General features: G+C 62.9%; 20 protein-coding genes. 8 read left to right on the plus strand and 12 right to left on the minus strand.

Going from position 1 to position 18,984, the window contains the following annotated elements; genetic code table 11:
* Positions 1 to 25 precede the first annotated feature (25 nt).
* The 6 genes from ACYQ47_RS00680 (at position 26) to fba (ending at position 6,627) form a co-directional block, all read left to right on the plus strand.
* Positions 26 to 442, plus strand: a complete 417-nt coding sequence (locus ACYQ47_RS00680) for a ribulose bisphosphate carboxylase small subunit (RefSeq protein ID WP_244828821.1) — start codon at positions 26 to 28, stop codon at positions 440 to 442.
* Between the two features lie 17 nt (positions 443 to 459).
* On the plus strand, positions 460 to 1,395 hold the full coding sequence (cbbX, locus tag ACYQ47_RS00685; protein ID WP_459904196.1) for a CbbX protein: 936 nt from the start codon (positions 460 to 462) through the stop codon (positions 1,393 to 1,395).
* A 12-nt stretch (positions 1,396 to 1,407) separates the two neighbouring features.
* On the plus strand, positions 1,408 to 2,502 hold the full coding sequence (locus ACYQ47_RS00690; RefSeq protein WP_244828819.1) for a class 1 fructose-bisphosphatase: 1,095 nt from the start codon (positions 1,408 to 1,410) through the stop codon (positions 2,500 to 2,502).
* 99 nt (positions 2,503 to 2,601) lie between these two features.
* A complete protein-coding gene (locus ACYQ47_RS00695; RefSeq protein ID WP_459904197.1) occupies positions 2,602 to 3,474 on the plus strand; it encodes a phosphoribulokinase in 873 nt (290 codons plus the stop codon).
* Positions 3,475 to 3,508: 34 nt separating this feature from the next.
* Positions 3,509 to 5,560 carry a transketolase gene (tkt, locus tag ACYQ47_RS00700; protein WP_459904198.1) on the plus strand — a complete coding sequence of 684 codons (2,052 nt, stop codon included), beginning with the start codon at positions 3,509 to 3,511 and terminating at the stop codon, positions 5,558 to 5,560.
* A gap of 29 nt (positions 5,561 to 5,589) precedes the next feature.
* The gene (gene fba / locus ACYQ47_RS00705) at positions 5,590 to 6,627 is read left to right on the plus strand and encodes a class II fructose-bisphosphate aldolase (RefSeq protein WP_250493751.1); all 1,038 of its coding nucleotides are present in this window, start codon (positions 5,590 to 5,592) and stop codon (positions 6,625 to 6,627) included.
* A gap of 59 nt (positions 6,628 to 6,686) precedes the next feature.
* Here fba and ACYQ47_RS00710 read toward each other — a convergent pair whose 3' ends face one another.
* Together ACYQ47_RS00710 and ACYQ47_RS00715 are read right to left on the minus strand one after the other, a co-directional pair.
* A complete protein-coding gene (locus tag ACYQ47_RS00710) occupies positions 6,687 to 7,064 on the minus strand; it encodes a type II toxin-antitoxin system VapC family toxin (protein ID WP_459904199.1) in 378 nt (125 codons plus the stop codon).
* The gene (locus ACYQ47_RS00715; RefSeq protein ID WP_459904200.1) at positions 7,064 to 7,318 is read right to left on the minus strand and encodes a type II toxin-antitoxin system Phd/YefM family antitoxin; all 255 of its coding nucleotides are present in this window, start codon (positions 7,316 to 7,318) and stop codon (positions 7,064 to 7,066) included. Before ACYQ47_RS00715 ends, ACYQ47_RS00710 begins: the two co-directional genes overlap by 1 nt.
* A 93-nt stretch (positions 7,319 to 7,411) precedes the next feature.
* On the opposite strand from ACYQ47_RS00715, the gene ACYQ47_RS00720 reads away from it, so the two are divergent.
* Positions 7,412 to 7,963 (plus strand): thioredoxin family protein, encoded by a 552-nt coding sequence (locus ACYQ47_RS00720; RefSeq protein ID WP_244828813.1) that lies wholly within the window; start codon positions 7,412 to 7,414, stop codon positions 7,961 to 7,963.
* A gap of 1 nt (position 7,964) precedes the next feature.
* Here the strand turns inward: ACYQ47_RS00720 and ACYQ47_RS00725 are convergent, their stop codons facing one another.
* From ACYQ47_RS00725 to ACYQ47_RS00735, 3 genes are read right to left on the minus strand one after another with little or no spacing between them, the layout of a single operon-like run.
* Positions 7,965 to 9,365 carry a DUF6513 domain-containing protein gene (locus ACYQ47_RS00725; protein WP_250527023.1) on the minus strand — a complete coding sequence of 467 codons (1,401 nt, stop codon included), beginning with the start codon at positions 9,363 to 9,365 and terminating at the stop codon, positions 7,965 to 7,967.
* The gene (locus ACYQ47_RS00730; protein WP_250493747.1) at positions 9,344 to 9,955 is read right to left on the minus strand and encodes a flavoprotein; all 612 of its coding nucleotides are present in this window, start codon (positions 9,953 to 9,955) and stop codon (positions 9,344 to 9,346) included. The genes ACYQ47_RS00725 and ACYQ47_RS00730 overlap by 22 nt, the downstream gene beginning before the upstream one ends.
* Positions 9,952 to 12,054, minus strand: coding sequence for a sigma-54-dependent Fis family transcriptional regulator (locus ACYQ47_RS00735; protein ID WP_244828810.1), 2,103 nt, complete (start codon positions 12,052 to 12,054; stop codon positions 9,952 to 9,954). The genes ACYQ47_RS00730 and ACYQ47_RS00735 overlap by 4 nt, the downstream gene beginning before the upstream one ends.
* Before the next feature lie 323 nt (positions 12,055 to 12,377).
* Here ACYQ47_RS00735 and ACYQ47_RS00740 point away from each other — a divergent pair, with 323 nt between their 5' ends.
* Positions 12,378 to 12,863 carry a dihydroneopterin aldolase gene (locus ACYQ47_RS00740; protein WP_459904201.1) on the plus strand — a complete coding sequence of 162 codons (486 nt, stop codon included), beginning with the start codon at positions 12,378 to 12,380 and terminating at the stop codon, positions 12,861 to 12,863.
* Positions 12,864 to 12,929: 66 nt separating this feature from the next.
* On the opposite strand, the gene ACYQ47_RS00745 is transcribed toward ACYQ47_RS00740, so the two are convergent.
* The 7 genes from ACYQ47_RS00745 to ACYQ47_RS00775 form a co-directional block, all read right to left on the minus strand.
* Positions 12,930 to 13,331 (minus strand): hypothetical protein, encoded by a 402-nt coding sequence (locus ACYQ47_RS00745; RefSeq protein WP_244828808.1) that lies wholly within the window; start codon positions 13,329 to 13,331, stop codon positions 12,930 to 12,932.
* Positions 13,332 to 13,419: 88 nt separating this feature from the next.
* On the minus strand, positions 13,420 to 13,929 hold the full coding sequence (gene fae / locus ACYQ47_RS00750; RefSeq protein WP_244828807.1) for a formaldehyde-activating enzyme: 510 nt from the start codon (positions 13,927 to 13,929) through the stop codon (positions 13,420 to 13,422).
* A gap of 168 nt (positions 13,930 to 14,097) precedes the next feature.
* On the minus strand, positions 14,098 to 14,934 hold the full coding sequence (locus ACYQ47_RS00755; protein WP_250527020.1) for a triphosphoribosyl-dephospho-CoA synthase: 837 nt from the start codon (positions 14,932 to 14,934) through the stop codon (positions 14,098 to 14,100).
* Positions 14,927 to 15,874 (minus strand): ATP-grasp domain-containing protein, encoded by a 948-nt coding sequence (locus ACYQ47_RS00760; protein ID WP_459904809.1) that lies wholly within the window; start codon positions 15,872 to 15,874, stop codon positions 14,927 to 14,929. The genes ACYQ47_RS00755 and ACYQ47_RS00760 overlap by 8 nt, the downstream gene beginning before the upstream one ends.
* Positions 15,875 to 15,876: 2 nt before the next feature.
* Positions 15,877 to 16,875 (minus strand): methenyltetrahydromethanopterin cyclohydrolase, encoded by a 999-nt coding sequence (gene mch / locus ACYQ47_RS00765; protein WP_309848375.1) that lies wholly within the window; start codon positions 16,873 to 16,875, stop codon positions 15,877 to 15,879.
* On the minus strand, positions 16,872 to 18,044 hold the full coding sequence (locus tag ACYQ47_RS00770; RefSeq protein ID WP_459904202.1) for an ATP-grasp domain-containing protein: 1,173 nt from the start codon (positions 18,042 to 18,044) through the stop codon (positions 16,872 to 16,874). Before ACYQ47_RS00770 ends, mch begins: the two co-directional genes overlap by 4 nt.
* Positions 18,041 to 18,970, minus strand: a complete 930-nt coding sequence (locus tag ACYQ47_RS00775) for an NAD(P)-dependent methylenetetrahydromethanopterin dehydrogenase (RefSeq protein WP_244828803.1) — start codon at positions 18,968 to 18,970, stop codon at positions 18,041 to 18,043. Before ACYQ47_RS00775 ends, ACYQ47_RS00770 begins: the two co-directional genes overlap by 4 nt.
* Between the last annotated feature and the right edge of the window lie 14 nt (positions 18,971 to 18,984).

Genomic DNA, 18,984 nt, shown 5'->3' on the forward strand with positions numbered 1-18,984 from the left:
ATCTCATCTTCAAGGGAATCAGATCATGAAACTGACTCAGGGAACGTTCTCGTTTCTTCCTCCGCTGACCGATGAAGAAATCTCCTCGCAGATCAACTACGCGCTCGATCAGGGCTGGGCTTGTTCGGTGGAGTACACCGACGACCCGCATCCGCGCAATACGTACTGGGAGATGTGGGGCCTGCCCATGTTCGACCTGCACGATGCAGCAGGCGTGATGATGGAAGTCAACGCCTGCAGGAAGACGTATCCGCAGCAGTACATCAAGGTCAATGCGTTCGATTCGGTGCGCGGCTTCGAGACCATGCGGCTTTCGTTCATCGTCAACCGGCCATCCGACGAGAAGGGCTTCCGGCTCGAACGTCAGGACGTGCATGGCCGCGTGCAGCGCTATTCGATCCGCACGTATGCCACCGACAGACCCGCGGGCGATCGCTATTGATCGAGGAGGCAGTCACCATGAGCGCAGAAGCCACGCTCGAAGAACGGTTGAACCTCGAAGCGCAGCCGCAGCCCGGCGCCGACCTCATGGCGCTGTATCGCGAATCGCGCATCGGCGAAGTGCTGGCGGAGCTGGATCGCGACCTCATTGGCCTCGCGCCCGTGAAGACGCGCATCCGCGAGATCGCGGCGCATCTGCTGGTGGAGCGTGCGCGCGAAACGTTAGGCATCGCGTCCGGTTCGCCCACGCTGCATATGTGCTTCTCGGGTAATCCCGGCACGGGGAAGACGACCGTTGCCATGCGCATGGCGCAGGTCTTGCACAGACTCGGTTATATCCGCCGCAATCACCTGGTTTCGGTGACGCGCGACGATCTGGTCGGTCAATACATAGGACATACCGCGCCGAAGACGCGTGAAGTGCTCAAGCGCGCGATGGGTGGCGTGCTGTTCATCGATGAAGCGTATTACCTTTATCGCCCGGAGAACGAGCGCGATTACGGGCAGGAAGCGATCGAGATTCTGCTGCAGACCATGGAGAACCAGCGCGACGATCTCGTCGTGATTCTCGCGGGTTACGAAGGACGCATGGAGACGTTCTTTCAAAGCAATCCCGGCTTTCGTTCGCGCATTGCGCATCACATTGCGTTTCCCGACTATGCGCCCGACGAGCTGTTGCAGATCGCCGAGCACATGCTTTCGTCGATGCATTACCGCTTCGACGGCGACGCGCGCCGCGCCTTCGAAGACTATCTTTCGCGCCGGATCGCGCTGCCGAATTTCGCCAACGCGCGTTCGGTACGCAATGCGCTCGACCGCGCGCGTCTGCGTCAGGCGAATCGCTTGTTTGCCGCGGCCGAACGCGGCAGCGGTCCCGCCGACGCTCACGCATTGATGCAGCTCGACGCGAGCGATATCCGCGCGAGCCGCGTGTTTGCCGAATCCCAACCCTAGAAGGAGAGCGCGATGCAGGACGGACGCACGACCTTATCGAAGTTTCTGATCGACACGCTCGACCGCAAGCCTGGCCCCGATGCCGCAAGCGGGCTCTCGGCCTTGCTGATCGACGTCGCTGCATCCATCAAGACGATCGCGGCAGCGCTCACGCGCGGGGCGCTCGGCGGGCAGCACGGATCGGCGTCGAGCATCAACCTGCATGGCGAAGAGCAGAAGAAGCTCGACCTCGTGACCAACGACATCTTCCTGCAGCATTGCGAATGGGACGGTCTGCTCGCGGGTATGGTGTCGGAGGAAATGGACGGTGTCTATGCAATTCCCGAAACGTATCCGCGCGGCGAATATCTGCTGGCCTTCGATCCGCTCGATGGCTCGTCGAACATCGATATCAATGGCGTGGTCGGTTCCATCTTCTCCGTGTTGAGAAAGAACAGCGCCGACAACGTCATCACCGATGAAGCCGCGTTCCTGCAACCCGGCCGCGAGCAAGTTGCGGCAGGCTACGCGATCTACGGTCCGGCGACCATGCTCGTGATCTCCGTCGGCAATGGCACGCACGGCTTTACGCTCGAGCGCGACGTCGGCAACTTCGTGCTCACGCATTCCGAGATCCGCATTCCCGAGGATTCATGCGAGTTCGCGATCAACGCATCGAACGAACGCTTCTGGGAGCCGCCGGTGCGCCGTTACGTGCAGGAATGCAAGGACGGCAGAACGGGCTGTCGCGGCCAGGACTTCAACATGCGCTGGATTGCGTCGATGGTCGCGGAGGTGCATCGCATTCTCATGCGCGGCGGCGTGTTCATGTATCCGCGCGACTTCAAGACGCCTGCAATGGAAGGCCGGTTGCGTCTGCTCTATGAAGCGAACCCGATGAGTTTTCTGATCGAACAGGCGGGTGGACTATCGACCACGGGTCGCGAGCGCATTCTCGATCTCACGCCGCGCGCGCTGCATCAACGCGTGCCCGTCATCCTGGGATCGCGCAATGAAGTCGCGCGCATTCATCGCTACCACGGCGAGCACGACCGGGGCGAAGACAAGCCGTTTTCGTCACCACTTTTCAACGAGCGCTCGCTGTTCCTGCCGGAGACGCCCGCGTAAAACCGGTTGCAAGCGCACAGAACACATGGATGGCTCGGCTATAGATAAGACCGGAGCAGGCGCTTCGATGTGCGCTTCGGTCAACAGGGAGGCAAGCGCATGTCAACCAAACATCCGATCGTCGCCGTGACCGGTTCGAGCGGCGCCGGCACGACCACTGTCATGAAGAGTTTCACGCATATCTTCAGACGCGAGCGCATCAACGCGCAGATCGTCGAGGGCGATGCGTTTCATCGTTACGATCGCCTCGGCATGCGCGAAGCCTTGAAGCAAAGCGAGCGCGACGGTCTGCAGAACTTCAGTCATTTCGGACCCGAAGCCAACCTGCTCGAAGAACTGCAGCAGTTGTTCGCGACCTATGGTGAAACGGGCGGCGGCAAGTTTCGCCGCTACATCCACGACGACGCCGAAGCCGCGCGCTTCAAACAGGACGCGGGCACCTTCACGCCCTGGGAAGACGTCGCGGCGGATACCGATCTGATGTTCTACGAAGGGCTGCATGGCGGCGTGGTGACCGACAAGGTGGATGTCGCGCGTCACGCCGATCTTCTGGTGGGCGTGGTGCCCATCATCAATCTCGAATGGATTCAGAAGCTGCATCGCGATCAGAACCTGCGTGGCTATTCGCACGAAGCCGTGGTCGACACGATCCTGCGCCGCATGCCCGATTACGTGAACTACATTTGTCCGCAGTTTTCGCATACGCACGTGAACTTCCAGCGCGTGCCGACCGTGGATACATCGAATCCGTTCACGGCACGCGAGATTCCGCAGGCCGACGAAAGCTTCGTCGTGATTCGCTTCGCGCGGCCCAAGGGCATCGACTTCCCTTATCTGCTGACCATGCTGCACGACTCTTTCATGTCGCGGCCCAACGTGATCGTCGTGCCGGGAGGCAAGATGGGACTCGCCATGCAACTCATCTTCACGCCGATGATTTTGCAGCTGCGCGACCGACGCGCGCGCGCTTAAAGATTTCCCACCATTGCATCGAAGGAGGCCGCTCATGAGCGCCGTCGCTGAAGCTTTGCCCAAAGCGCGTCACACACCCGACATTCGACAGATGGCCAACGCGCTGCGCATGCTCGCGATCGATGCGGTCCAGCAAGCGAACTCGGGACATCCCGGCATGCCGATGGGCATGGCGGAGATTGCCGTCGCGCTGTGGGGCCGTCATCTGAAGCACAATCCCGCGGACCCCGACTGGCCGGATCGCGACCGCTTCGTTTTATCGAACGGTCATGGTTCCATGCTGCTCTATGCGCTCCTGCATCTCACCGGCTACGACTTACCGATAGAAGAACTGAAACGCTTCCGGCAGATGGGCAGCAAGACGCCGGGACATCCGGAAGTGGGCGTGACGCCCGGTGTCGAAACCACGACGGGACCACTCGGGCAAGGACTCGCGAATGCGGTCGGCATGGCGCTCGCCGAGGCTTTGCTTGCGCGCGAGTTCAATCGGCCGGGGCATGAGATCGTCGATCATCGCACGTATGTTTTCGCGGGCGATGGCTGTCTCATGGAAGGCATTTCGCACGAAGCGGCATCGCTTGCGGGCACATTGGGTCTGAACAAGCTCGTCGTGCTGTACGACGACAACGGCATCTCCATCGACGGTCATGTGCAGGGCTGGTTCACCGACGACACCCCGCAACGCTTCGCCGCTTACGGATGGAACGTGCTGCGCGCAGTCGATGGCCACGACGCCGATGCGGTCTCGCATGCGCTGCAGCAGGCGCGCGTATCGACGAAGCCGACGCTCATCTGTTGCAAGACCGTGATCGGCAAGGGCTCCCCGGCGATGTCCGGCACGCACGATGTCCACGGCGCGCCGCTCGGCACGCAAGAAGTCGAAGCGACGCGGCGCGCGCTCGACTGGCCGCATGCGCCATTCGAGATTCCCGCTTCGATACGCGAACGCTTGAATGCGCGCGAGGCGGGCGCGGCGGCGCAAGAGAATTGGAACGCGCGTCTGCAGGCTTATCGCCGCGTGTATCCGGATGAAGCGGCGGAGTTCGAACGCCGTGCGCGCGGCGCGTTGCCCGCGAATTGGCGCGATTCGGCGCATGCACTCGTACGCGATGCCGACCGCGCCGGTCAGACGGTCGCGACACGCAAGGCATCGCAGATAGCCATCGAAGGACTCGCGCGCGCGCTGCCTGAACTGCTCGGCGGATCGGCGGATCTCACGGGCTCCAATCTCACGCGATGGAAGGACGCGAAAGACGTCGTATCGAACGGTGAAGATGGCATTGCGGGCAACTATATCCATTTCGGCGTGCGCGAATTCGGCATGAGCGCGGTGCTGAACGGCGTGGCGTTGCATAAAGGCTATCTGCCGTTTGGCGGCACGTTCCTCACGTTCTCCGACTATTCGCGTAACGCCTTGCGCATGGCCGCGTTGATGAAGACGCGCGCGGTGTTCGTCTTTTCGCACGATTCGATCGGCCTTGGCGAGGACGGCCCGACGCATCAGCCTATCGAGCACGCCGCCACGTTGCGCATGATTCCCGGTCTCGATGTCTGGCGCCCGTGCGATACGGTCGAGACGGCGCAGGCGTGGATCAGCGCGGTCGAGCGCGACCGGCCTTCGTGTCTCTTGCTGTCGCGGCAGAACCTGCCTTTCGTGCCGCGCGATGAAGCGCAGATCGATGGTATAGAGCGCGGCGGTTATGTGCTCGTTGACTGGCCACCGACGAGCGAACGCGATGCGCGCCGCGTCGTGTTGATGGCGACCGGTTCGGAGGTGTCGCTGGCGCTCGCGGCGGTCGAGCCGCTGAAGGCGCAAGGCATCTTGGCGCGTGTGGTGTCGATGCCGTCCACCACCGTGTTCGACCGGCAGTGTCAGGTGTGGCGCGAGCGCGTGCTGCCCGAGGGCGTGCCGCGCGTGGCAATAGAAGCGGGCGTGACCGGATTCTGGCGGCAGTACGTCGGTTTGCAGGGCGGTGTGATCGGCATCGACCGGTTCGGCGAGTCCGCACCTGCGAGCGAACTGTTCGCGCATTTCGGTGTGACGACGGAAGCGCTAGTCGATGAAGCGAAGCGCGTCGCTGCCTGATTTCTATTCCCGCCAACGGAGACATGACGATGGCTTTTATCGCATTGAGACAATTGCTCGACCACGCGGCCGAGCACGATTACGGCGTGCCTGCGTTCAACGTCAACAACATGGAGCAGGTGCACGCGATCATGCAGGCCGCCGAGGCGACGCAAAGCCCGGTGATCCTGCAGGCGTCGGCGGGCGCGCGCAAGTATGCGGGCGAGACGTATCTGCGGCATCTGGTGCTGGCGGCCATCGAGGCGCATCCGGAGCTTCCGGTGGTGCTGCACCAGGATCACGGCGCGAGCCCTTCGGTGTGTCAGCAGGCGATCCGTTCCGGCTTCACGTCCGTGATGATGGACGGCTCGCTCATGCCGGACCAGAAGACGCCTGCGGACTACGACTACAACGTCGAGGTCAGCCGGCGCGTGGTGGATGCGGCGCATTCGGTCGGGGTATCGGTGGAAGGGGAACTGGGCTGCCTGGGTTCGCTCGAAACCGGCCTTGCGGGCGAAGAGGACGGCGTGGGCGCAAAGGGCGCGCTCAGTCACGACCGCTTGCTCACCGATCCCGATGAAGCGCGCGCCTTCGTCGAAGCGACGGGCATCGATGCGCTGGCGATTGCCATTGGCACGTCGCACGGCGCTTACAAGTTCAGCCGTCAGCCGACGGGCGATATTCTCGCGATAGACCGCATCGCCGAGATACACGCGCGCATTCCGGATACGCATCTCGTGATGCATGGCTCGTCTTCGGTGCCGCAGGAGTGGCTGACGGTGATACGCGAGCACGGCGGCGAGATTGGTTCGACGTTCGGCGTGCCGGTCGAGGAGATACGGCGCGGGATTGCGAATGGCGTGCGCAAGGTCAATATCGACACGGACATTCGCCTTGCGATGACGGGCGCGATGCGTCGCGCGATGGCATCGGCGCGCTCGGAGTTCGATCCGCGTCATGCTTTGAAGGCGGCGACGGCGGCGGCGAGGGACTTATGTATCGAACGGTTCGAGGCGTTCGGGTGCGCGGGGCAGGCGGCGAGGATCAGGCCGATGGCGTTGGAGGCTATGGCGAGGCGGTATCACTGAGGGGCTGGTCAGTTGCGTGAATAGTCTCTGCTTTGGCTCTCAACCAAAGCAGAGACCGATCAAACGACGGTGACGTAGTCGTGGTACGGCGAGAGAAGTCGATCGGAGGTAATCAATCGCAGAAGCTCGCTCGCGGCTTGCGCGACCAGCAGACGATCAAAGGGGTCGTAGTGAAAAAGCGGTAGGTCACGTACTGCAAGCGCATGCATATGACTCACGGTAAGTTCGGCATAAGCAAGGTCATCCACTCCGTTGAGGATTTGCTGCACACGCAATTCAAGCTTGCCGCGAGCGGCTTTGATAGCCAGTTCCCAGATGCTTGCGGAACTGACGTAGATTTCAGTTGCATCTTCGATCAGACTGCGTGCCTTCTTTGGAAGCCGTCGGTCTTCGGTCACGGACCAGACATAGATGTGCGTATCGAGCAACAGTCGCATTACCGGCCCTCGAACGCGGCGAGTATGTGGTCGGGCAGCGGCGCAAGCAACGCTTCGGTTATCGCATCGACCTCTTCTTGCGAGATGAGTCCCTTCGCGATGCCAATCCTCCTGCCCTTGACTCGACGAATGCAGCTGAGCGTAAAGGACGGGCCCGAGTCGTCTTGTATTTCAACCCTTTTCCCCTTTAGCGCCAGCTCAATAAGTTGCGAAAAGTTAGCTTTAGCATATTCAATGCTGACGGTGTGCATCATGTTGTGCTCCGGATAACTAAGTTAGCGTTTCAACATGCTAGACGGTTTGAAACGCCTCGTCGATATGCCGAACAGCCAATTGGGAGCAACCTCATGCCGACCGAATCTCCGCCGGGCGAACCGGGCGCGGATGCCGCGACTTTCGCGCTCATCGCTACCGACGGCACGACCCGCACGCTCGACAGTCTCAAGGGCGAGCGCGGCCTCGTCATCGTGTTCATGTGCAATCACTGCCCGTATGTGAAAGCTGCGTTGCCAGGCCTCATCCGCGACGCCATCCAGCTACGTGAAACAGGCGTGAACGTCGTCGGCATCAACTCGAACGATGCAAGCGTCTACACCGACGACGATTTCGACGCCATGGTGCGCCTCGCCGAAGATCAACGCCTGCCGTTCCCGTATCTCTTCGATGAAACGCAGCAAGTCGCGCATGCATACGGCGCCGTCTGCACGCCGGAATGCTTCGGTTTCGACCATGAGCTGAAGCTGCGCTATCGCGGCAGAATCGATGCATCGCGCAAGGAACCGTTGCCCGATGCGCGCCGCGATCTCTACGAAGCCATGCGCGACATCGCGGTCCATGGCACCACACAGGCTCTGCAACTCCCCGCGCTCGGCTGCTCGATCAAATGGAAAGCGTCGTGACTCAGCGTTTTCTGGTGGGCCCGGGCGCATGCCACGCGCTCAAGTCCTCTTCGGGCCGATCTACCTCGCATCCCCAATCGAGCGGCTGATCCTGATCGAAGCGCTTGCCGAGTTGCCACGCGATCTCGGCCCGCGCGAGTTGCACGCCCATGTAGAACGCGTGTCCGCCATCGGCTTCGAGTTTGAGATCGGGATAAAGCGCGAACGGATCGATTGCAAGGCGATGCCCGTCGCGGTTGTAGACGTGAATGCCATCGGCGGAAACCTGCACGCGAAAGTTGGGGTCGCGCACCGCCGCCGCGAGCGCGCCGATCTCCTCGGCGTTATAAGGAAACGGCCGCTTCGAATGCAGCGCCGACAAGTCGCTCGATATGCCCTTCGGCAAGGTCTGTGTCTCACGCGCCGCATGCATCACGCGCCGCGCGACATCGGCTTCACGCACGGCGCGGCGGGCATGCAGACTCACGGAAGTGGTCAGCACGGCCGCGACGCGCAACTCCGCCGCCATGCCGAACAGCACGGCGTTGATGCCGCTCGTGTCCGCCTCGGTCAACTCGGTCACGTTGCCGACGCCCATCATGATCGGCACATCGGCGTAGCGTTCTCGCAGGCCTACATAGCGCGCAATGGATGCCGCGAGCCCGAACGGGATCGGATCGAGAATCGGATCGGCGAGAAACGGACGGCCGCGTTGCTGCATGATGTCGATGGCCGCATCGAGCGATGCCACGTCGAGCGGTTCGCGCGGCACGAGTATCGGCGTCGATGCCACTTCGTCGGCGACCCACAACGTATCCACATTCAGGCTCATCACGTAATCGGCGCCCGCGTGTCCACCGCGCACGAGTTCATCGGTGAGCATGGAATCGACACTTACGCGAAAACCGCGTTCCTTGAGCATCGTTACCGCATCTTCCAGATGCGGAAACGGCGTCGCGGGCAGGCAACCGATATCGATTACATTCGCGCCCTGAGCCTGATAGTCAAGCGCGCGTGCCGCGATGCCATCGAGATCGAGACGCGGCGCATCGACGATCTCCGCGAAAATTTCCGTCTCGTAACGCGAGAGATCCACCTTTCGCGCCTCGCGGCCGAAGAACTGCGGCAAGTCCTTGACTTCCTCGGGACCGCGCTCGACCTTCACGCCGAAATGCGCGGAGAGCATGTCGAGGTCGCCACGGCATCGGCCGGGCACGATCACGCGGTGCGTGCCTTCGGTGAGCGGTGGCACCACGCGCCGGCGGATCATGTCGGCCGTCATCAGCCCCGCGACCTGCAAGCCGATTTCGCGCACTTCCCACGAAAATGGCGAGTCCTGATTCGAAGTCGGTGCGATGCCTTCCAGCACTTGATGAAGACTGCGTTCGGCGAGCCGCCCGGTCAGGAAGACGATGTGTTCCATGCGAGCTTCAGTTCGGATAGCCGTTGATCGAGAGCGTGGCGCAAGTCGTCGAGCGTGCGCGCGACCGTCGTGAGTTCGAAGCGCGCAAGCCGTTCGACGTTGTCGAATTCGATGGCGCGCGGCCGCAGTTCGACCCATTGACGCGGCGCATGCGTGATGACGCTCGGTTCCGTATCGCATGCATACACGATGCCCGGCACACACTGCTTACCGGCCTGCGCGAAGAGATTGGTCGGGAGCGTATCGGAGATGCCGAACGCGCACTTGGCGACGGTGTTGCTCGTTGCGGGCGCGATCACGACGGTGTGATAGTCGCCCTGATATAGCATGCCGACGGGCACGCTGCTCGCGCTGTTATCGCGAAACACGCGAAAGCGTTCGCGCAGTTTCGCGAGGGTCCAGCCGTAGAGCGGCAGCACTTCCTCGCCCGCGGACGACAAGAACATGTCGACGCCCGGCAAGCGCAGCGCAAGCTCGATGGATTCCTCGAGCATATGGCCGGAGCCCGTGACGCACCACGCAAAGCGCGCGTCGGCTTTGAATTCGTCGAGCCGGCGCGCGGGCGTGGGTTCGCTGGACCGTTCCGTCATGCGTCGGCTTGATCCGCTGCGTTGGGCGAGTCGTGCGACAACCTGATATGCAGACGATGCATCTTCCGGTACAACGTGTTGCGGCTGATGCCGAGCACCTTCGCCACGTTGCTCACGTTCCAGCGATGTTCGTCGAGCAATTGCAGCACGGTCTCGCGCTCACGCAACTGAATGGCGTTGAGCGTGGACGTATCGGCGTCTTCGGTGAGATGCGCGAACGTAGCGGCGACATTCGGCGTGCGCGGCGCGCTTTGCGTCGCGGTCTGCGCCGACACACCGTTGACGATTTCCGGCGGCAGATGCGCGCAGCGAATCTCGGGACCGTCGCACAACGCAATCGCCATTTGCAGCACATGCCGCAACTGCCGGATGTTGCCGGGCCACGCATAAGACAGCAGCGCCTGCCGCGCTTCGACGCTCAATGAAGGCGGCTCGGACGTTTCCGTTTCGAGGATATGGCAGATGAGCGCGAGCGCATCGGCCCGTTCGCGCAACGGCGGCAGATTGATCTCGATCCCGTTCAGCCGATAGTACAAGTCCTCGCGAAAGAGGCCGGTCTGCACGAGTTCGATCAGGTTTCTATGGCTCGCGCTGATGAGCTGAAAGTCCACCTTCACGGTGGTTTCAGCACCGAGCGGCGTCACCTCGTGCTCTTCCAGCACGCGCAAGAGACGCGCTTGCAGAGCGAGCGGCATGTCGCCGATTTCATCCAGAAACAGCGTGCCGCCATTGGCCTGCACGATCTTGCCGCGCCGGCCTTCGCGCTGCGCGCCGGTGAAAGCGCCCGCGCGATACCCGAACAACTCGCTCTCGATGAGATTCTCCGGCAACGATGCACAGTTCACCGCGACGAACGCACCCGACCCGTTCGGGCTGATGCTGTGCAGCGCATTGGCGAACACTTCCTTGCCGGTGCCGGTCTGGCCGCGCAAGATGATCGGAATCTTGCGCTGGATCACGCGCGCCGCAAGCTGAATCTGCGAAGCCATGCGCGGATCGCCGAATTCCAGATGCGAGAGTTTGTCGAGGCGGCCCGCGCCGGTGCTCGCGCCATCACGAACGTCGCGGACGTCCTGGGCATCGCGTTTCGGCGCTCTTACGCGCGATCCCGGCGCGGAAGAATCGCGCGTGACGGGATCGTTCAGGAGAATGCGGCTCGTGTCGCGCATGCCTTCGCGCGGCGTCTGCGCGGTCAGGAAAAAGCGCGTGTTGGCCTTCGCGCTGTACACGGTCACCGGATGAAACGAGCCGCGAATGCTGCGCGCGATCATGTCTTCGAGCGATGCGTTGAACGCTTCCTCGATGCGCTTGCCGTACAACTCCGCGGGCGAACGCAGGTCGAGCTGAAAGAGCGCGCTGCGGCTCGCGGCGAGCACCACGCCGTCGTCGCTGACAGCGAGCTTGCCCGCGTGCAGCGTGCCGACGAATTCCGGCCGGCTATGAAAATGGATCATGTTCGCGTGACGGTAGCGCGCATCGATCAAACGATTTTCGATCATCTGCCGCGACATGCCGACGAGCACCAGCGAATGCTGCTGCAGGAGCTTCGAGCGGCTCGTGACATCGAGCACGCCGACCACGGTGCCGCGATCGTCGAAGATCGGCGCGGCCGAACACGTGAGCGACGTATAGCGCGGATAGAAATGCTCGTGCTGGCACACGGCAATGCAGTCGCGTTCGATCAGGCACGTACCCATGCCGTTGGTGCCCGCTTCGCGCTCGCTCCACACGGCGCCCACGCGCAGGCCATCGGCGGCGACGGCCTCGCCGAACGGCACCGAGGACACCTGATGAACGATCACGCCGTCCGCATCGACGAGTACGACAGCGAGTTCGGGATCAGCCAGTTGCTGATAAAGCGTCGTCATCTCCAGCTTCGAGCACGCGATGAGATCGCTCGCGGCCTCGCGGCGCTCGGTGAGTTCGCGCTGCGTGAGCACGGGTGGCATGACGAAATGGCCGGGGTCGAGCCTGAACTCCGTCAGGCAGCGCGTCCACGATTGCGCGACCGAAGCGCTGGTGCGGCGTGACGCCAGCGGATTGTTCACGATATTCAGCACTTCCCTGACATGCGTATCTACGTCTGCTAGCAACGACATGGGGCCGTGTCTCCGTGACGTCCGTTCCGGCTGCGCTCGTACGTGTTTACGCGTACGGCACAGCCGTCGAAAGTCGAATCTGTTGTGTTTTCCGCTGGCGCCGCGGGTCTCGCTACTCTCTTGGTACTTGTATTTGCCGATAACCGCATGCGCGCGCCTCGTGGCCGTAGTGCCCGATCGCCTTCAGTCGGCCAGCACGGTTCTCAAAAACTTTACATGCTCTGACGCATTGGTTCAATAAGTAGTCGCATTGGTTTAAGCGTTCTTGCCCGCTTCTTGCTTGGAGCTTACGGATTTTTCGATGCCGTTCCGGAGACGACGATATGGGCAGATTCGAACCGATTCGCGACGCCAGTCAGGCGGACGCCGATGCATCCCGTGGGGCTCACATGGATATCGTCTATATCGAGGGACTCACGGGCCAGACGGTGATCGGCATCGACAAGAGCGAACTGCACGACCCGCAGCCGGTGCGCATGAATCTCGCGATCGGCGTGCCCTCGCTACGCGCGTGCGTCACGGATCGTATCGAAGATACCGTCAATTATGCTGCGGTGCGGGAGGCGATTCTCGGGCTCCTGGCAGCGCACCATGTGCAGTTGCTCGAAGCGCTCGCCGAACAGATCGCGCAGCGCGTGATCGCGGACTTCGGCGCGCATTGGGTGAGGGTATCGCTCGAAAAGCCGGCCAAGTTCGAGGATGTCGAAGCGGTGGGCGTCGTCATCGAAAGGCGGCGGAGCGCGGCGACGGCATCGCCGCGTGGCGGCGTGAGTCTCGCGTGGATCGGACGCGGCTATATGCCGGAATGAGCGTCGAGTCTTGCCGGTGCGTCACTGACGACACCGGCAGCATCTGAATGAAACGGCTGAACCGGCTTATCGAGCCGCCGCCTTCTGCACGATTCCGCAAGCCTTGAATGCGTCCTTCTGAAGCTCGCGGTACTTCTTCGTCTGTGCCTTGGCGCGATCCACGCGAAACTCGCCGCCGCCTTCGCCACCAAGCGAGGCGTACTTGGAGAACGTCATCTGCTCGACGAAATCGTCGTAGGTGAGGCTCTGGGAGATCTTGTCGATGGCGCAGGAGCACTTGTAGACGTTGGCGAAGTCGTGGCCGTTGTCGTCCATGCAGCCGAGCACGTATTCGACGCGTCCCTCGGTCGGATAATCATGTCGCGAAGCGGAAGCGCCGTCCTTGGCCGCAGCCGTCGCGCCGAACGAAAGCGGCGAAGCGAGCGAGAGGCAAGTGAGCACCGTCAACGCACAGCAACGTGGGGTCATGCGATAAGCCTCGTATTCATCCGTGATTCATGATTGATTCGAAAGCAGCCGGCGCGGATGTAAGCCCCGCGCCGGCCACGACAGACGATCAGTTCGCCGCGAACGGATGCGCCGCCGATCCCTTCTTCGAAACGACTTCCGAAGCCTTGGGCTCGCCCGCCACCGCACGCTGAAGAGCTTCCTTGGTTGCCTTGTAGTTGTACTCCTGAATCTTCTTGTCGTCATCCGCTTCCCAGTGGATGAAAACCCCGACGCAGATGAAAAGGTCGTCGGCTTCGTCGGCGGGAATGGTGCCGTCCTCCACGCTGTCGGCGACCGCGAGCGCCACCGCATGCTGCGCCGGGCCGAACATCTGCACGGCTTGCTTCGCGCCCTTGATCGTGACCTTGTTGAAGAGAATGGTGTTCGGCTTGGTCAGCAGATTCGGTGCGACCACGGCGAGTAGCGATGTGAAGCCGTCCTTGTTGTTGGTCAGCGCGTTGCAGAACGCGGTCTCGGCAGCGGAACCTCGCGGTCCGATGATCAAGTCGATGTGAGCGACTTCGTTGCCATCGCCGACGAGCGACTCTCCTACCAGAACGCGGTTGATCTTGGCCATGCTCTTCCTCCAATGGATTTGTTTCTAGGGACGTCTGACTCGCTCCCGAAGCACGATCCTCAAACCCGTCTCAAGGCGTTCGCACCGCGCAAAGCGGACTGCATAAACGCGAAGTTCCTAACATGTTCCGTGCCAATTTCTGTCCGCGCCCGGCGCGCTTCGTGCAAATCAATCGGCAAACGCGCCCATCGCGAGCGCCACGAACAAGGTTGCAACCGCGAGGTCCGCGCTCGTGCCGGGATTGATGCCGCGCGCCTTCAGTTCGGCGTCCCACGAGTCGAATTCGGGGCAGTCGTGAAAACTTCCTTCGGCGCGCCATCGGTCGTGATGTAAAGCTGCATCGCGCGTGACACTTTGCGCCATCGCCGCGCCGAGCTTGCGCACTATGTGCGAATCGGGCCATGAACGCAGGAAGATGAGGAATGCGTCGAGCATGGCTTCCTGTGCCGTCGATGCATCGATCAGTCGGACGGTATCGAAGATATCGGCGAAGCCATTGGCGTATTGCCGCGCGATGCTGTCGCGGTCGGCGGCAAGCGTCATCGCCGCGCGCAGGTCGATAGTAGGCGCGGCGTGGACGGTTTGTTCCGGCGCGTCGCCGAGGCCGCCCGGATTGGCCAGCGCAATCGCGCGGTAAGCGAGGCGCGCGTCTTCCATGTCGAGCGCATGCAGCGCGCTTTGCGTTGCAGTGCGCCAAGCGGCGATATCGCGTGGAGCGGCTTCTTCGAAAGCCACGCACAGCGGCGCGCACAAGAGCACGATGCCGAGGTTCGTATTGCAGCCTGCAACGTCGAAACTGCGGCGTACCGCTTCGAGAATGCGCGTGCCGACGCTTGCATTCGGCTCGAACAAGCCGATTGCAGCCGCTTGAGCGCTTTCGACGAACTGGCTCGCGATCATTCCGTGTCCGGCGCTCGCCGTGCTCACGTTGCCCGGTTTGCGCGTTTCCACATCGAGCCGGCATGCGCGCAGAAAAGCCGCTTTGATGTGATGAAGCTCAGGCATCGCCGCTCGCCCGCGCGAGGTTTCCTTTCGAAGCCGCGAGCTTGCGGTCGAGCAGATCGTCGACGAGCAGCGCGGCGATATCGAGCGATGTCACCGATTGCAGCCCGCGCCACGCCGCCACGCCGTTCACTTCGAGCACGAGCGGCCGGCCGCCGTCCGGCGCGATGAGATCGACGCCCGCGTAATCCAGGCCGAGCGCAGCGGTTGCGCGCACCGCCGTTTCCGCGAGCGCGGGCGTGAGTTCGGCGGGCTCGCAGCGTGCACCGCGCGCGAAGTTATGAATCCAGTCCTCGCCGCCCACGCGCTTCATCGCAGCCACGGCCTGTGTGCCGATCACGAGCACGCGCCAGTCGAAACCGGGCTCGCCGCTATCGACATAACGCTGAAAATATGCGACCTGACTAAAAGGCTTGAGCGATGGCAACGGCGCGCACGCCTGCCCGCGCGAGCGCGCGCCGAGCCGCTTCAAGCCCTTGCCTTGCGATCCGAACAACGGCTTGATGACGACCTGCCGCCCCGCAGCCGCCTCGCGCATCAACACGCGTTGCGCATGCGCCGTGGATTCGCCGGCCCATGTGGCCGGGGTCGGCACGCCGTAGCGGTTGAGCAGAAAGCTCGTCATCGACTTGTCCACGCTGCGCTCGATCGCGCGGGCGTCGTTATAGACCGGCACGCCGCATTCGCGCAGCGCGTGCAGAATGCCGAGCCGCAATGTGACCTGCTCGAAGGTTCCGCCCGCGATGCCGCGCACGAATACCGCATCGGGCAGGGCGTGGCCGAAGCCGGGAATCGCGAGGCCGAACGGTGGCCAGGTGGTGTCGATACGGCAATCCGCGAGATCGACGCAACGCGCTTCCACGCCGCGCGCGCGAAACGCCTTCTTCAGCCGGCCCGTGTGCCAGCCGGTTTCGTCGGTCATGATGGCGACGCGCGATACCATCGTCATGCCGCGTCCTTCTTGCCGCGCCATTGCGCATCGAGCAGCGCCTGATCGAGCTTGCCGCCGCGATAGGTCGCGCCGCTTTCTAGGCTCGATACCCACGCTTCGGCGGGCGCGAAGAGCGCGCCATCGATCTGATAAAAGTCGTAGTTGAACGACGTGAAGATTTCCGCGAAGGGACGCCCGTAATCGCGCGCATTCGCCGAAGGCAACTCGGCGGCAAGGCGCTTCGCCACGGCATCGCTCCTGACGGTGAGATGCACGCGGCCTCCGTAGAGAATGGCGTCGTTGGTGCGGCCCATCGCCTGAATGGCGTCGGGCGAGGGCGGCGGCAAGGGCGCGGTGCCGCTGCCTTCCACGATCTCGCTCAGGTCCACGCCCAGCACATGCGTCTTATGGAGCGCCACTTCCACCACGCGTGCAACGACTTGCACCGTGCCCGCCACAGACTGCGTCGGCGTGACCGCGATGACGAGCTTGTCCGCCGCGAGCCCGCAATCCGCGAGTACTTTGTCGATGACGATCTGCGGTGGCAAGCGGTCCACTTCCATGACGAGCGCGCCGCGTTCGTGATGGTCGCGATACGCGAGTTCGTCGAAGAGCGGCTCCTTGCCTGCAAGCGCGCGCGCTGGCCCCGAGCCAAGCGAGAAGAACTTCTTGCCGCCGGTTTGTTCCTTCGTCGCCGAAAGACTCCAGCCCGCGTACTGACTGCCGAGACAGGCGAGCACGGGGTTCGAGGTCTGCACTTCGATATAGCTCGGCCAGGAAGGCGCGGCATCGAAAGCGCTGCGCAACTCGACACGCCCGAGCCCGCCCATGCAGATACGCGCGATCAAAAGGCCCGCTTCGGCGCTGCCTGCGGCGTTCACGCCAGCATCGACGATAACGGTGCCAGCCGGCGTGCGCGTGACTTCCACCCGCAAGCGCGCGGCGTCGTCGATCAGGCGATCCACGAGCCTCGCGCTCGATGCGTTGACGCTGAGTTGATTCGATGAAGTCATGGGCAGTATGAGTCGATGCGTTGCAGAAGCCGAGCGCTTTCATTTGTCAGTGCATTGCGCAAGGCGTCGAGCGTGGGCCCGGCCGCGGTGACCGTGCAGACCGGCATGCCCGCTTCGATGCGCGCGCCGGTGAGCGGCACGTCGTGACACGCGGGGTCTTCGAAACACGCATCGCTGAAGAGGCGCGACACGGTGAACGACGCGGGCGCAAAGACCACGCGCTGGCCCGCTATCGACGCCGGCGTTCGCGACGATGCAAGCGCTGAACGCGGCAACGCGCCGTGCAGGCATGCGTCGAGATGCGCGCCGATCAATCCGCGCGGCCATTCATCGGGCCATGCGGCTTCGTAGAGCGCCATCGTCGAGGAGGGGCGTGTGTTCACTTCGAGGACTTGAAACGTGTCGTCATCGAGCAAAAAGTCGATGCTGTTGAGTCCCGTCAAGCCGGTCTTCCACACGATGGTTTCGATGGCGGCAACGATGCGCTCGGTTATCCCTGGCGGCAATGCGATCGGCCCGAGCGAACCCGCGTGCACGAAAGGCAGACGCCCCGTTTCGATACTCAACTGTTCCGCGAAGCCAATGATCGCCGCTTCGCGACGCGCCGCGACGAAGAGCGCGGACATCGAACGGCCTTGCGCGAGACGCTGAAAATAGGCATCGGCGGGAGCGTTGTCAGCGTGTTCCGCCCATTCGATATGCGTGCCGCCGCAGCCGTCCGAACGCTTCATGAGCCAGCCGCGCGCATCGGCGGGCCTGTCGAAGCGCACTGCCGGATGCGCGATCTGCGCGTTGTCGAGCAGCGCGAAGAAGCGGCGCGGGTCGCGCACCGCGGCGGCTTCCACGCCATTGCCGATGAAGCGCGGCATATGCGGCATGCGGCTCAGTTCACTCGCGAGCGGTTCGAGCCCGCTCGTCACGATGAGCCCCAGCATGCGCGGCAGACGCGCGGCGCATTCGAGCGCATCGAAAAGACGGGTGCGGTCTATCGACAAGCCATCCCCTCCGATATCGAACCACATGCCCGAGTTCTCGCGCGTGTCGCGGTCGCCGAAGATATCGAGCGCCACGACATTGAGCCCGGCACGCGCGGCGGATTGCGCGAGCAGCCGGGCTGAAAGCCCCGCCACGGCGACGCGTGGCGCACGCGCTGCAACGGGATGGATCATGAGCCGAGCCCCGCGACGACCGCGCGCGCTTCGTCGAATGCTTCGGGATAGCCGAGATACACGGGCTTGCCGCCGGTACGCATGCGCAAGAAGAGCCGATGCTCCGCCTGATACTTCACGTTGCCAATGGCGAGCGCGCCGATGCCGATGGCGTCCGCGCGTGCCGCGCCCGCGAGCGGCTTGCCGTTGTCCATCACGTTGACGCCCGCGATGCCTTCGGGCGGCACCGCGTTGACGTCGGCCGCGATCAGCAGGTTCTTGGCATGCGCGAGATCGGCGGCACTCATCACCTGCACGCCTGCAACTGCGGTGGCGAAGACGACTTCCGCACGCCCCAGTTCGCGATGCAATTGCTCGGGCGTGCCGGTCGCAACGCCGGACGTGGCAATGTCGAAGCGCCGGTTGATCTCGTCGCTCACCTGGGTCGCGCGGGACTGGCTCGAATGGCTCGCGACGACGACATCCGCACCGAGCGATGCGGCCATCGCGGCCGCGACGCGTCCCACCGCGCCCGTGCCGCCGAGTATCAAGACGCGCTTGCCGCCGAGATCGACGCCATGCACGGCCTTCAGATGTTTTTCCGCGAGCGCGACGAGCGCGGCGGCCGTGGTGTAGGCGCCCGATGGGTCGGTAAAGACAGAGACCTCGAAGGGCGGGACCATCGCCTGACGCGCCTTTTCGAGCATGTCGGCGGCGAGCATGACATCGCGTCCGCCTATGAAGATGCCCGTGCGCGATACGCCCTTCGGTCCGCGTGAAAAGATCGCATCCTGCGTGAGTTGCACGACGATGTCTTCATCGACATTGCAGTAAGGCACGACGATCTGATAGCCGGCATCGGCCGCCATGTTGACATCGAACGGACTCATCTGCGGCGTGCTCGTGAACATGTGGAGCACATAAGGTCTTTCGAAAGCTTCGGACATGGCGATGGACTCGT

The sequence above is a fragment of the Caballeronia sp. HLA56 genome, from assembly GCF_054655155.1.

What these genes read in the sequence shown, in the direction of transcription:
- ACYQ47_RS00745 (WP_244828808.1), bottom strand. Translation starts at nt 13,331, where the DNA reads ATGACCCCACGTTGCTGTGCGTTGACGGTGCTCACTTGCCTCTCGCTC.
- tkt (WP_459904198.1), top strand. Translation starts at nt 3,509, where the DNA reads ATGAGCGCCGTCGCTGAAGCTTTGCCCAAAGCGCGTCACACACCCGAC.
- ACYQ47_RS00725 (WP_250527023.1), bottom strand. Translation starts at nt 9,365, where the DNA reads ATGGAACACATCGTCTTCCTGACCGGGCGGCTCGCCGAACGCAGTCTT.
- cbbX (WP_459904196.1), top strand. Translation starts at nt 460, where the DNA reads ATGAGCGCAGAAGCCACGCTCGAAGAACGGTTGAACCTCGAAGCGCAG.
- ACYQ47_RS00715 (WP_459904200.1), bottom strand. Translation starts at nt 7,318, where the DNA reads ATGATGCACACCGTCAGCATTGAATATGCTAAAGCTAACTTTTCGCAA.
- fba (WP_250493751.1), top strand. Translation starts at nt 5,590, where the DNA reads ATGGCTTTTATCGCATTGAGACAATTGCTCGACCACGCGGCCGAGCAC.
- mch (WP_309848375.1), bottom strand. Translation starts at nt 16,875, where the DNA reads ATGACTTCATCGAATCAACTCAGCGTCAACGCATCGAGCGCGAGGCTC.
- ACYQ47_RS00770 (WP_459904202.1), bottom strand. Translation starts at nt 18,044, where the DNA reads ATGATCCATCCCGTTGCAGCGCGTGCGCCACGCGTCGCCGTGGCGGGG.
- ACYQ47_RS00720 (WP_244828813.1), top strand. Translation starts at nt 7,412, where the DNA reads ATGCCGACCGAATCTCCGCCGGGCGAACCGGGCGCGGATGCCGCGACT.
- ACYQ47_RS00730 (WP_250493747.1), bottom strand. Translation starts at nt 9,955, where the DNA reads ATGACGGAACGGTCCAGCGAACCCACGCCCGCGCGCCGGCTCGACGAA.
- ACYQ47_RS00775 (WP_244828803.1), bottom strand. Translation starts at nt 18,970, where the DNA reads ATGTCCGAAGCTTTCGAAAGACCTTATGTGCTCCACATGTTCACGAGC.
- ACYQ47_RS00735 (WP_244828810.1), bottom strand. Translation starts at nt 12,054, where the DNA reads ATGTCGTTGCTAGCAGACGTAGATACGCATGTCAGGGAAGTGCTGAAT.
- ACYQ47_RS00695 (WP_459904197.1), top strand. Translation starts at nt 2,602, where the DNA reads ATGTCAACCAAACATCCGATCGTCGCCGTGACCGGTTCGAGCGGCGCC.
- ACYQ47_RS00690 (WP_244828819.1), top strand. Translation starts at nt 1,408, where the DNA reads ATGCAGGACGGACGCACGACCTTATCGAAGTTTCTGATCGACACGCTC.
- ACYQ47_RS00755 (WP_250527020.1), bottom strand. Translation starts at nt 14,934, where the DNA reads ATGCCTGAGCTTCATCACATCAAAGCGGCTTTTCTGCGCGCATGCCGG.
- ACYQ47_RS00740 (WP_459904201.1), top strand. Translation starts at nt 12,378, where the DNA reads ATGGGCAGATTCGAACCGATTCGCGACGCCAGTCAGGCGGACGCCGAT.
- fae (WP_244828807.1), bottom strand. Translation starts at nt 13,929, where the DNA reads ATGGCCAAGATCAACCGCGTTCTGGTAGGAGAGTCGCTCGTCGGCGAT.
- ACYQ47_RS00680 (WP_244828821.1), top strand. Translation starts at nt 26, where the DNA reads ATGAAACTGACTCAGGGAACGTTCTCGTTTCTTCCTCCGCTGACCGAT.
- ACYQ47_RS00710 (WP_459904199.1), bottom strand. Translation starts at nt 7,064, where the DNA reads ATGCGACTGTTGCTCGATACGCACATCTATGTCTGGTCCGTGACCGAA.
- ACYQ47_RS00760 (WP_459904809.1), bottom strand. Translation starts at nt 15,874, where the DNA reads ATGGTATCGCGCGTCGCCATCATGACCGACGAAACCGGCTGGCACACG.